Here is a 12,293-nt window from a genome sequence, read left to right as displayed (position 1 = left end):
CGGATAACCAGTTCATCCGGAAGGCTTTGCATGACCCGCCCCCGCATTCTCGTCACACGAAAATTACCGTCCGATGTAGAGGCCCGCGCTTCTGCACATTTCGATGCCTCCCTCAATGGCGGCGACACCCTCCCCACACGCGAAAGCATCGTTGCGGATGCACAGGGAAAGGACGGCCTCCTCGTCACCGTGACGGACAGGATCGACGCGGAGCTGATCGCCGCCCTCCCCGCGAGCATCAGGATTATCTCAACTTTCTCAGTAGGTTACGATCACATTGACGTCGCCGCTGCCGCCGCGCGCGGCATTGCCGTCACCAACACGCCGGACGTCCTGACCGATGCCACGGCCGAGATTGCCCTCCTTCTTATGCTCGGTGCGGCCCGCAACGCGACCTCGTCCATCGCCACTCTTCGCGAAGGCCGCTGGAAAAACTGGGCGCCCACAGGAATGCTGGGTACGGAGCTTTCCGGCAAACGGCTGGGGATCCTCGGCTTGGGCCGTATCGGGCGCGCCACAGCTTCCCGTGCGCGCGCCTTCGGCATGGAGATCCACTATCACAGCCGCCAGCGCCTCTCGCCGGAGCTGGAGGAAGGTGCGTGCTATCATGCTGATACTGCTTCACTTTTCGGCGCTTCAGACATCCTGTCCATCCATTGTGCGTCGACACCGCAGACGCGCGGGCTCATCAACCGCGAGACCATCGCCAACCTCCCCGAGGGGGCCATCATCGTGAACACCGCACGTGGCGACATCGTCGATGACGACGCCTTGATCGAAGCTCTCGCTTCCGGCCGCCTTGGGGCCGCCGGGCTCGACGTCTTCAACAACGAGCCGAACCTGCATCCCGGATATCTCAATCTTTCCAACGCCTTCCTCCTCCCCCACCTCGGCAGCGCCACGCTCGAAACGCGCAACGCCATGGGTTTTCGTGCCCTCGAAAACCTTGAAGCCTTCTTCCGGGGAAATCCGCCCCGCGACCTCGTATCGGCCTAGGCGGTGTTGGGTAATCGCTACCATTAAGCGGCAAACTTTGCCGGGTCTTCTGGGGGGCGCCATCTCTTAAGTCATTGATTTAAATTACATCTTGTTCTGGCCGCGCGTTTGCATCTTCATCCTCACTCACACTCCAAACAGGGGGTCGCGGGAAGCCGTGGCGGGACATATGGGGTATCCGAAGAGAACATTTGAAGATCGCAACGAGCCTGCGGGCATTCTAGACGGCATCATGCCTTCCGATCCGCAGACGGAGCGTTTTCGCCGTAGCCTCGGCCTCGGAAGTCGCACGCAAGCCAATCGCCACCTCGTCTCGCAGGCAATCGCCTTCGCAAACGAAACCGAAAGCCGCATCGTTGCACTCAACAAGCGCATCCAGCAGCTTGAGGCCCTCGCACAGACCGACGAACTCACGGGGCTGCTCAACAGACGCGGTTTCGATGAAGTACTTCGCCGCAATCTCCTGAGCGCCGCGCGCTATGAGGAAACGGGCCTTCTCGCCTATATCGACCTCGACGACTTCAAGACCGTCAACGACCGCCACGGCCACAGCGCTGGCGACGAAGTGCTGCGTCAGGTTGGTGCTTTCCTGAGCAAAAGCATTCGCGCAACGGACTATGCAGCACGTCTCGGCGGCGACGAATTCGCGATCCTTTTTGTTCGCGCCGATCATCGTCCTGCCCGTGAAAGGGCGCGTGAAATGCTGAGGGAAATCGGCAAGCTCAAGATTGCCTGCAAGGCGCAGCGCATTTCCGTGCGCGCAAGCCTGGGCCTCGCAAGCTACAATGGCGAAACGCAGATCGAAAACCTGATCGAACGCGCAGACCGCGCCATGTATGCCGACAAGAAGAACGGCAGCCGGGCCGCGCGCCTTACCACGCTGGGATAAAAAATCCTCGGCTGATCGCTCAGACGAACGGCTCGCCCTTGGGTTGCTGTTGCGTAATGCAATGGATCGAGCCCCCGCCAATTGCGATTTCCAGCGCCGGCACCGTCTCGATTTTTCGCCCCGGAAAGGCCTCCGCCATGATACCTGCCGCGACATCGTCGTTCGGGTCGTCATAGGTCGGCATGATCACCGCCCCGTTGGCGATATATGAATTCACGTAGGACGTGCATAGCCGTCTGCCATCTTCCCTTTTGAACTGGCGTTGCGGCTGAGGGATCTCGATTACCTCCAGCGCTCTCCCTCTCGCATCCTTCGCGGCTTCGAGACGCTGTTTGTTATCCTGCATCCGGGCGTAATTCGGGTCGCGCCTGTCCTCTGGCTTGTGCAGGAGAACCCGGCCTTCACCCGCAAAGGAAGCGATCATATCGACATGGCCGCTCGTCTCGTCGTCTTCCAGTCCCCGGTCCAGCCAGATAATCCGCGCGACTCCGAGCGTCAGTGCAAGCGTCTCCTCGATCTGTTGTCTGGTCATCCCGGGATTGCGGTTATCGTTCAGCAAACATTCCTCGGTCGTCAGAAGCGTGCCGTAGCCATCCGCGGAAATCGCGCCACCCTCCAGCACCATATTGTTCGAATATTTGCGCATGCCGAGCCGGTCGAGGATAAGTCCGGCCACTGCGGCGTCGTTTTCATAGCCGTGATAGGCGTTTCCCCATGCATTGAAACGCCACTGCGACCCGGCGGCATGTCCCTTGCCATCAATAAGAAAAATGGGGCCTGAGTCCCTGCACCAGCTGTCGTCGATGGGGAGCGGCACTGTTTCAATGCCCCGCCCGCAGGCGAGGCGAACCTGCGCCTCGTCTTCCGGCCGGCAGACCATGCTCACGGGCTCGAAAGCGGCGATGGCTCGCGCAACCTGCGCATAAGCGGCATAAGTCTGCGGCAAGCGATCACCCCACACTTCTGTCCGGCTTGGCCATTGCATCCAGCAGCGTTCATGAGGCTCCCATTCAGCTGGCATGAACAGTCCGTCATCCGCCGGCATACGCCGCTCACTCATGCTCTGCCTTCCTGCTCTTTCGCCGTTCCGTCTTAGGCGTTAGGTATAACGCGCCAACATAGTGCGGCAACCGCGGCAAAGGGAGCAAAGCGACATGACCGGAAAGACAGAAGCCCGCCTGAAGGAAATCGGCATCGAATTGCCTGCCCCCTCGCAACCGGCGGGCACCTACGTACCTTATGTCCTTACAGGCAATCTGGTTTTCATTTCGGGTCAGGGCCCCGTCGGTCCCAAAGGTCTCGAATATCAGGGCAAGGTCGGCCAGGAACAGAACGCCGAGTCCGGGAAAGCCGCAGCTCGCCTTACCATGATCAATGTCCTCGCCCAGCTGAAGGCCGCATGTGGCGGAGACCTGGACCGGGTTACGCGCTGTGTGAAGCTGCTCGGCTTCGTGAACTCCACCCCGGACTTCGACCAGCAACCTTCCGTCATCAATGGCGGTTCCGACCTGCTGGTGGAAGTTTTCGGAGAAGCCGGACGGCACGCCCGCTCCGCCGTTTCCGCTGCGTCGCTCCCCTTCCAGATGACAGTCGAAATCGAGGCTATTTTCGAGATCGCATGAGCAGCGCCGGTTCATTAGGATCGGGTCATGGGAGACAGCGAAGCAGCCATCATCCGTGTCGTGGACAGCCTTTCCGGCGTGGACAGCAAAAGCTGGGACGCATGCGCCAATCCGCAGGGTGAACCGGCGAATCCCTTTGTCTCGCACGGATTTCTAAGCGCACTGGAAGAGAGCGGGTCAGCCACGCGGCACACAGGGTGGCTCGCTCAGCACATCCTTCTGGAGGATGAGGCAGGCAAGCTCGCCGGCTGCATGCCGATGTACCTGAAGAACCATAGCCGGGGCGAATACGTCTTTGACCACGGCTGGGCCAACGCCCTGGAGAATGCCGGGGGAAACTACTATCCAAAACTTCAGTGTTCGGTCCCCTTCACGCCCGCAACCGGTCCACGCTTCCTCGTTCCGAACACACCCATTCGCGAAGCCCTGGAAGACACATTGCTGGAAGGCGCCATCGAGATCGCCCGAAGACATGGCGTCTCCTCGCTGCACATTACCTTCCTCCCCGAACGGCAATGGAAACGTGCAGGTGCCCACGGCCTGCTTCAGCGGACCGACCAGCAATTCCACTGGCACAATCGAGGCTACAGGACATTCGACGACTTCCTCGCCGACCTGTCCTCCCGCAAGCGCAAGATGATCCGCAAAGAGCGTGAACGCGCGACAGAAAATGGCATCACTGTTGAATGCGTGACAGGCGATGGTCTCACGGAAGATCACTGGGACGCCTTCTTCACCTTCTACATGGATACGGGCGCGCGAAAATGGGGGTCGCCCTACCTCACGAGAGATTTTTTCAGCCTGATAGGCGAACGTACGGCCAACGAGACGCTTCTGGTGATGGCGCGGCGCGATGGCAAACTGATCGCAGGCGCATTGAACTTCATCGGCGGCGATGCCCTCTATGGACGAAACTGGGGCACAATCGAGCATCACCCCTTCCTTCATTTCGAATGCTGCTACTACATGGCCATCGAATTCGCCATCGCCCGAGGCCTTGAACGTGTAGAGGCTGGCGCACAGGGCGAGCATAAACTCGCGCGCGGCTATGTTCCCTCCCGGACCTATAGCGCGCACTGGATCGCGAACGCTTCATTTCGCGAGGCGGTCGCCGAATATCTTTCCCGCGAACGCCAATACGTCGATCGCGATATCGCGATACTTGGCGAATACGCGCCCTTCCGGCACGATATGAGCAAAGAAGAACATCAGGAGGATGATTTCTGACCGTGGCATATGATCCAAACAACATCTTCGCAAAAATCCTGCGCGGCGACGCACCCTGCTTCAAGGTCTATGAAGACGACATGACGCTTTCCTTCATGGATGTCATGCCGCAGGCAGAAGGCCACACGCTCGTCATCCCGAAATTCCCGGCCGAGAACCTTTTCGACCTTGATCCTGAATATGCAGGCGCCATGGCGAAAACCGTTCAGCGCATCGCCCCGGCCGTGAAGAGGGCATTCAACGTCCCGGGCATCCTCATTGCGCAATTGAACGGCGCGGAAGCTGGACAGACCGTCTTTCATATTCACACTCACATCATTCCGAGAACCGACGGGATCGACCTGAAGCTTCACGCCCGGGAGATGGCCGATTTCAAGGAACTTGAAAGCCAGGCCAAAAAAATACGGGCTCTGATTGAGTAGAAAATGAATGGCTTTGTGCGCCTGGGGAGAGGATGCAACAAAGCTGCACAGGGGAGGACAACATGAACTTCATGAAGCGCACTGCGTTTTTTGCCGCCATTCTGTTTGCGGCGTCCGCTTGCTCCGATAGCGAGGAATATACGCAGGAGGCGGTAACCGCGCCCTCTCCCTTCCACGGCATACACGGCATCACGGTAACAAAAGAGGGCAAGATCCTCGCCGGTAGCGTCGTAGGGAGCGCGATTTACGAGGTCGACCGCGATAGCGGCGCAACGAGCATCTACGAAGGCCCGCCGGAAGGAATGGCGGACGACCTTGAGGAAGGACCGGACGGCACACTTGCCTGGACCGCCTTTCTCGACGGCAAGGTTTATGCACGCAAGACCGATGGCACCCTGCTCACTCTCGCAGAGGGTCTGCCCGGCCTCAATTCGATTGCCTGGACGGATGAGGGCCGCCTCTTCGCCACACAGGTCTTTCTCGGAGATGCGCTCTATGAACTCGACCCGAGTGGTGAAAATCCGCCGCGCGAGATCATGTCTGGAATGGGCGGCCTGAATGGCTTCGACTTCGGACCCGACGGAAAGCTCTACGGGCCTCTCTGGTTCAAGGGCCAGATCGCACGCGTCGATGTCGACACAGGAACACTGGACGTCATCGCCGAAGGCTTTGCGACGCCCGCTGCCGTGAACTTCAATTCGAAAGGCGATCTCTATGCCGTCGACACAGAAGCCGGCCACGTCTATCGAGTGAACACAGACACGGGCGCAAAGACACTCATCGCCGAAGTTGCCCCCGCAATTGATAACCTCGCATTCGATAACGAGGATAAACTCTTCATCACCAACATGGCGGACAACGCCGTCATCGCGGTGGATACGGAAAGCGGTGAAGTGGAGACCATCGTTTCTGGTCCGCTTGCCATCGCGGGCGATATTGCACTGAACGAGGAGGGCAAGATTTTTGTTGCCGACCTCTTTGCCATTCGCAAGGTCGATCCGGTTAGCAGCACGATTGAGGAGATCGCTCGCGTGTGGTCGTCTAACATCGACTACCCATTGAGCATTTCCACCGCAAACGGACACGTGGCTGTAGCAGCACTTACCGCAGGTGCCGTTCAGGTTTTCAACGAGGCGGGCGATGCATCCTCCAAGCCTCATCACGGATTTACAACGCCTGCAGATGCCATCGTTCTTTCTGACGGCAGCATTGTGGTTTCCGAATACGCCCGTGGAGCGCTGGTGCGCGTAGCAGCCGATGACTGGGACAACCGCACGGATATCGCAACCGGTCTCGAGGGACCAGCCATGTTGAAGCTGAACGGCGACGGAATGCTTTATGTCAGCGAAAATCTCGGCGGACAGATTTCAAGAGTAAACCCTGACACCGGAGAACGAAGCGTGGTGGCGCATGACCTCTCGGCGCCCGAAGGCTTCGACATCATGCCAGATGGACGCTTGGCCGTTGCGGAAGTGGGCGCAAAACGCATCGTGGCAATAGATCTGGAATCGGGAGAGAGCGAAGTCATCGGCGAAAACCTGCCCATAGGCTTTGAAGCGCCGGAGGACACCCCGTCGCTCTTTATCCCCACCGGAGTCGCTGTCGCAAAGAACGGCGATGTCTACTATTCCTCGGACATCGACGTCCGCATCTACCGTCTGAGGAAGGGCTGAGGCGCCGACCGGCACCGGGTGCGTCGGGCGCTCCGCGGCGAACATCTGCAGAGGGCACAAACAACAAAGGCCGCCGCGGGAAACCACGGCGGCCTTTCTATCGTCTTGCCCTTGCTCAATCAGCCAAAATGGAAGGCGACGAACTTGTTGCCATCGAGATCACGGAAATAGCCACCATAGAACGTGTCACCACGCAGGCCCGGCGCACCTTCGTCCTTGCCGCCAAGGCTCAACGCCTTTGCATGCACCTTGTCCACGTTCTCACGCGATCCGACAGCCAAGGCGACCATCGTGCCGTTACCGAATGTTGCTTTGTTACCATCGTGAGGCTTTGTAACGGCGAGCATGGGCCCGCCATTGCTCCACCCCACAAACCGGCCAGGATCCGACATGGCACGCTTGGCACCAATCTCCGCAAGCAAATCGTCATAAAATGCCACCGCACGATCGAGGTCATTTGTCCCGACCATCACGTATCCGATCATCCTTCATCTCCCTGATGATTGTTTTTTAGTCACACACAAAAAGGACGGTCCAGGATGTAGCCATCCCGACCGTCCTCTGTCTCGTTTTCCCGCAGATGCGGGGATAACTCACTCCACCAGAAGCGGCACCTGGGGCACCGTCCCGCCACCGGAGCCGCCCGAACCGTCGCGCGGCTTCTTCGTCTTTGGCCTCTTCGGACCGCCCCCGCTGGGGCTGCGCGGTTGCGCGGGGTCTATATCGAAGGCAAGCGCGTCGTCCGTCACTTCGACACGAACATGACCGCCCTTGACCAGTTTGCCGAAGAGAACTTCGTCCGCCAGCGGCTTCTTGATGTTTTCCTGAATAACCCGCGCCAAGGGCCGGGCACCCATCTGCTCGTCATAACCGCGCTCGGCGAGCCACTTGTTTGCCTCAGGCGTGAGCTCGATCGTGACATGGCGGTCGGCGAGCTGCGCCTCGAGCTGAAGCACGAACTTCTCGACTACCTGCGCGATAACCCCTTCCGGCAGATGTCCGAAGGGGATAACGGCATCGAGGCGATTGCGGAATTCCGGCGTAAAGAGCCGCTTGATGGCATCTTCGTCGTCGCCAGTCCGCTTTTTTTGCGAAAAGCCGATCGTCGGCTTTGCCATATCCGCCGCCCCCGCATTCGTGGTCATGATGAGAACCACGTTACGGAAATCGATCTTCTTGCCGTTGTGATCGGTCAGCTTTCCGTGATCCATGACCTGCAACAGGATGTTGAAGAGGTCTGGATGGGCCTTTTCGATTTCATCGAGCAACAAGACGCAATGCGGATGCTGGTCAACGCCATCCGTCAAAAGCCCGCCTTGGTCGAAGCCGACATATCCGGGTGGCGCACCGATCAAGCGCGACACAGTATGCCGCTCCATATATTCGGACATATCGAAGCGAAGCATCTCGACACCGAGAACGGAGGCAAGCTGCCGGGCGACCTCGGTCTTTCCGACGCCCGTAGGACCGGAGAAGAGATAGGAACCGATGGGCTTTTCAGCTTCGCGCAACCCTGCACGCGCCAGCTTGATCGAAGCGGCAAGCGCGTCGATCGCCGCATCCTGGCCAAACACCACCCGCTTGAGTTCGGTGTCGAGATCCTTGAGCTTTTCTGTATCGCTCTTCGAAACCGACTTGGGCGGAATGCGAGCCATGGTCGCGATTACGGCCTCAATCTCGGCCACACCGATGGTCTTTTTCCGCCGGGATTCGGCGAGAAGCATCTGTGAGGCACCGGCCTCATCGATCACGTCAATCGCCTTGTCGGGCAGCTTCCGGTCATGCATGTACTTGGAAGAAAGCTCGACGGCCGCCTTCACCGCTTCATTGGTATAGCGAACCTTGTGGAACTCCTCAAAGTAAGGCTTGAGCCCCTTCAGTATCTTGATGGAGTCTGGAACCGAAGGCTCGACCACATCGATTTTCTGGAAGCGGCGGACAAGCGCCCGGTCTTTTTCGAAGTGTTGCCTATATTCCTTGTAGGTCGTTGAACCGATGCACCGCACCGATCCACTTGCCAGTGCAGGCTTCAACAGATTCGATGCGTCCATTGCACCGCCGCTCGTCGCACCAGCTCCAATCACCGTGTGGATTTCGTCGATGAACATGATCGCGCCCGGATAGGCTTCGATCTCCTTGATGACTGCCTTGATGCGTTCTTCGAAATCGCCACGATAGCGGGTACCGGCGAGCAAGGTGCCCATATCGAGCGAGAATATTGTCGCATCCTTCAGAACTTCCGGCACCTCGCCCTTGACGATCCGTCGCGCAAGCCCCTCTGCAATAGCTGTCTTGCCCACGCCGGGATCCCCGACGAAGAGCGGGTTGTTCTTCGAGCGGCGGCAAAGAATCTGGATTGTCCGCTCGACTTCGCGCGCCCTGCCGATCAGAGGATCGATTTTCCCCTGCTTCGCCTTTTCATTCAGGTTCACGCAGTAGTTATCGAGGGCTTCCGTCGTGCGCTCCTTGCTCCGGCCACGCTCGCCCGCTTCGGCTTCCTCCTGCGCACCACGCACGGGGCGCGTCTCACTCATGTCACCGCGCTTCGCAATGCCGTGGCTGATGTAGTTCACGGCGTCATAACGCGTCATATCCTGCTCCTGCAGGAAATAGGCAGCATGGCTTTCGCGTTCGGCAAACATGGCAACGAGCACATTCGCACCCGTCACCTCTTCGCGGCCCGACGACTGGACATGAATAACCGCGCGCTGGATAACGCGCTGGAAGCCCGCTGTCGGCTTGGAGTCTTCCCCATTCTCGACGACCAGGCTCGAAAGTTCATTATCGACATAATTGGTTAGCTGCTGGCGCAACAAATCCATATCGACATTGCAGGCACGCATCACGGCGGCTGCATCACTGTCATCCATCAGGGAAAGCAGAAGATGTTCCAGAGTCGCATATTCGTGGTTACGCTCGTTGGCGAGCGCCAGCGCACGATGAAGCCCCTCCTCCAGATTACGTGAAAACGTCGGCACTCCGAACCTTCCCTTCTGCTGAACTTGGGTACAGCCTGAACGAACGCGCTACTATTCTCTCTCCATCGTACATTGCAGCGGATGTTGGTGCTGGCGCGCGAAATCCATCACCTGCGTCACCTTCGTCTCCGCCACCTCATACGTATACAAACCGCACACACCCACACCGTTCTGGTGAACGTGGAGCATGATTACAGTCGCCTCTTCTCGCCCCTTGTTGAAAAAGTGTTCCAACACATGAACAACGAACTCCATAGGAGTGTAATCGTCGTTCAGCAGCAACACTTTGTAGAGCGAGGGCTTCTTGGTTTTCGGCTTCGTCTTCGTGATGACACCGGTGCCAGAGCCACCGTCTTCATCACCGCGCCGCCTGTCGTCAGACATACCCCGTTCCTGCCGAAATCTTTTCTGCTCCCCGGTCTCTCCCGGCAGCAGCAACCCTAAAATCTTCCAACTCTTTGATAGATAGTCGATCACAACGAAAATCAAAGGTCATCCCAATCGTAGACGGATTCGTTGCGGCCCGACGATGACTTGTGAAGCGTCCGCCAAGGCAAAATCGCTCGCTCACCATTCTCCTCCGCCTTCCACGCCCAGAACTCGCAATTCCGGCTCGCCCGCCGCTCCGGTTAACAAAATATTAACCCTGTTAATAAATTGGTAACACACACTTCATATCCTCACATTCACCCGTAAGCGCGTAAGATACCTGCGATTTTTGTGATTTTTCGCACGAAGGGACTTCGCAAGCTGTGGTTCTGCCGCTACAGTTTTGGGGATAAGTTTTTGGGGGCACGTTTGGGCAGAACGTGTCGGTAACTGGGGTTAAGCGACATGCAGGGGCCTGCGCTCACGAGTAATGCGCGCAATTCCACAAACCTGACTGGCATGGCCATCCGCTTTATTACGGCGGGCATCATGGCAGCTTTCGTTTGGGCTTTGGCGCTTCCGGTTCACGCAGCAACGCCCCCCACGGCGGCGCTTGTGATGGATGCCTATTCGGGAAAAGTCCTTTATTCCCGAAATGCAGACGAGTACCGCTATCCGGCATCGCTGACCAAGATAATGACCCTCTACCTTCTTTTTGAGGGTCTGGAAGCCAAAAAATTTACGCTCAAGTCGCGGATTACCATGACGCCCAAAGGCGCGGGCATGCCCCCCTCGAAGCTGGGCTTGCGTCCTGGTCAGACGATCAGCGTCGAAGACGCCATACTTGCGCTTGTTACCCGCTCAGCAAATGATGTTGCCTCGTCCATGGGCGCTTTCCTGGCCGGCACGGAAGACAACTTTGCCGTCATGATGACGAAGAAGGCACATGCGCTTGGCATGTCCCGCACCACGTACAAGAACGCGTCCGGTCTGCCAAACAGCGCTCAAAAGACAACGGCACGGGATCAGGCGACGCTGGCCAAGCGTATGCGCGAGGATTTTCCTGGGTATTATCATTACTTCAGCACAGAATATTTCGTCTGGGGCAAATCCCGCATCCGCAATCACAATCATCTGCTCGGGAAATACAAAGGCACGACCGGCCTCAAGACCGGATACACCAATGCTTCGGGTTTCAACCTCACTGCGACAGTCGAGAGAGACAACAAGTTCCTGATTGGTGTCGTCATGGGTGGCCAGAAAGCCAAACTTCGCGACGCTCGCATGGTAGAGATCCTCGACACCGCATTCCCGCGCGCCGTCGCCGTAAAGGATGGCAATACGCTGATGGCCGCCACACTTCCCCCGCCGACGCCAATTGTCCGTCCGGTCGGGCTTGTGGCCGACGAAGATCGCTCCGGCCTCCTCCAGCTCGCCTCGACACTTCAGGATGAGCGCGATCCGGATGAGGAAACCTACGCAAACGACGGCCTGGGTACTGAAACGCCGAAGTCCGTCGAAATGGCCGCCTTGCCAGTAGCCGCCCCGCAAACGACTGACGCTACCACGGTAAGCGCGGCGGCCCCCGTCGACAGCGTTACGGCCTATGCAGTCGCCGCTCTGCGCACCGCTGAAGGTCCAGTGCGCAAAGCTGGGCGCGAGATCGGTAACTTCCTGGTGGCTCCGGCGAATGCCGCCATCAACCCGGATGCCGCCGCCAGCCCTCTCCTCCGCACCTCCGCGAACGACCCGACACGCCGCGAGCCGCAGGCGGCTCAGTCATGGCGCGAAGGCGATCCTCTGATTCCGGATGGGACCTGGATTATCCAGATCGGCGCCTATGCCGAGCAATCGGACGCAGTCGACAGCATCCGCAAGGCCATGCGCGCCGCGCCCTCCGAGCTGGGTGAAGCTGTTCCCGTTACCGTCCCGGTAAAGACCGCCGACAATCGCACGCTTTACCGGTCCCGCTTCGGGGGCTTCGACGGTGAGGTCGCCGCCCGGAACGCCTGCGGGCGCCTCGCACGCGAAGCCATTCAGTGCATTGCGATCCCGCCAGCGAACTGGACCCTGCCACAGGCGACCGAAAATAGTGAAAAGCGCCGAGGCTAAACGTC

Annotated in this window: 11 protein-coding genes; 7 read left to right on the top strand and 4 right to left on the bottom strand. The window is 58.6% G+C overall.

Annotated features, from left to right (window positions below; genetic code table 11):
* Positions 1 to 30: 30 nt before the first annotated feature.
* A complete protein-coding gene (locus ABJO61_RS04605; RefSeq protein ID WP_348327251.1) occupies positions 31 to 996 on the top strand; it encodes a D-glycerate dehydrogenase in 966 nt (321 codons plus the stop codon).
* A gap of 169 nt (positions 997 to 1,165) precedes the next feature.
* Entirely contained in the window at positions 1,166 to 1,885 is a 720-nt protein-coding gene (locus ABJO61_RS04600; protein ID WP_348327248.1) for a GGDEF domain-containing protein, read from the top strand.
* A 19-nt stretch (positions 1,886 to 1,904) separates the two neighbouring features.
* On the opposite strand, the gene ABJO61_RS04595 is transcribed toward ABJO61_RS04600, so the two are convergent.
* Positions 1,905 to 2,945, bottom strand: coding sequence for an agmatine deiminase family protein (locus ABJO61_RS04595; protein ID WP_348327245.1), 1,041 nt, complete (start codon positions 2,943 to 2,945; stop codon positions 1,905 to 1,907).
* 94 nt (positions 2,946 to 3,039) lie between these two features.
* On the opposite strand from ABJO61_RS04595, the gene ABJO61_RS04590 reads away from it, so the two are divergent.
* The 4 genes from ABJO61_RS04590 (at position 3,040) to ABJO61_RS04575 (ending at position 6,829) form a co-directional block, all read left to right on the top strand.
* A complete protein-coding gene (locus ABJO61_RS04590) occupies positions 3,040 to 3,507 on the top strand; it encodes a RidA family protein (protein WP_348327242.1) in 468 nt (155 codons plus the stop codon).
* 27 nt (positions 3,508 to 3,534) lie between these two features.
* Complete coding sequence (locus ABJO61_RS04585) at positions 3,535 to 4,734, top strand: GNAT family N-acetyltransferase (protein ID WP_348327239.1); 1,200 nt, start codon at positions 3,535 to 3,537, stop codon at positions 4,732 to 4,734.
* Positions 4,735 to 4,736: 2 nt separating this feature from the next.
* Complete coding sequence (locus ABJO61_RS04580) at positions 4,737 to 5,156, top strand: HIT family protein (protein ID WP_348327236.1); 420 nt, start codon at positions 4,737 to 4,739, stop codon at positions 5,154 to 5,156.
* A gap of 62 nt (positions 5,157 to 5,218) precedes the next feature.
* Positions 5,219 to 6,829, top strand: coding sequence for a hypothetical protein (locus ABJO61_RS04575; protein ID WP_348327233.1), 1,611 nt, complete (start codon positions 5,219 to 5,221; stop codon positions 6,827 to 6,829).
* Between the two features lie 119 nt (positions 6,830 to 6,948).
* Here the strand turns inward: ABJO61_RS04575 and ABJO61_RS04570 are convergent, their stop codons facing one another.
* From ABJO61_RS04570 to clpS, 3 genes are all read right to left on the bottom strand, one after another.
* The gene (locus ABJO61_RS04570; protein WP_348327230.1) at positions 6,949 to 7,314 is read right to left on the bottom strand and encodes a VOC family protein; all 366 of its coding nucleotides are present in this window, start codon (positions 7,312 to 7,314) and stop codon (positions 6,949 to 6,951) included.
* Between the two features lie 108 nt (positions 7,315 to 7,422).
* Entirely contained in the window at positions 7,423 to 9,807 is a 2,385-nt protein-coding gene (gene clpA, locus ABJO61_RS04565; protein ID WP_348327227.1) for an ATP-dependent Clp protease ATP-binding subunit ClpA, read from the bottom strand.
* 51 nt (positions 9,808 to 9,858) lie between these two features.
* Positions 9,859 to 10,191: an ATP-dependent Clp protease adapter ClpS gene (gene clpS, locus ABJO61_RS04560; protein WP_348327263.1), complete on the bottom strand. Its 333-nt coding sequence runs from the start codon at positions 10,189 to 10,191 to the stop codon at positions 9,859 to 9,861.
* A gap of 450 nt (positions 10,192 to 10,641) precedes the next feature.
* Here clpS and ABJO61_RS04555 point away from each other — a divergent pair, with 450 nt between their 5' ends.
* Entirely contained in the window at positions 10,642 to 12,288 is a 1,647-nt protein-coding gene (locus ABJO61_RS04555) for a D-alanyl-D-alanine carboxypeptidase (protein ID WP_348327224.1), read from the top strand.
* The last annotated feature ends 5 nt before the right edge of the window (positions 12,289 to 12,293 follow it).

The sequence above is a fragment of the Parvibaculum sp. genome (assembly GCF_039973015.1).
Classification (GTDB): domain Bacteria; phylum Pseudomonadota; class Alphaproteobacteria; order Parvibaculales; family Parvibaculaceae; genus Parvibaculum.
This window is presented reverse-complemented; position numbering and strand designations above follow the sequence as displayed.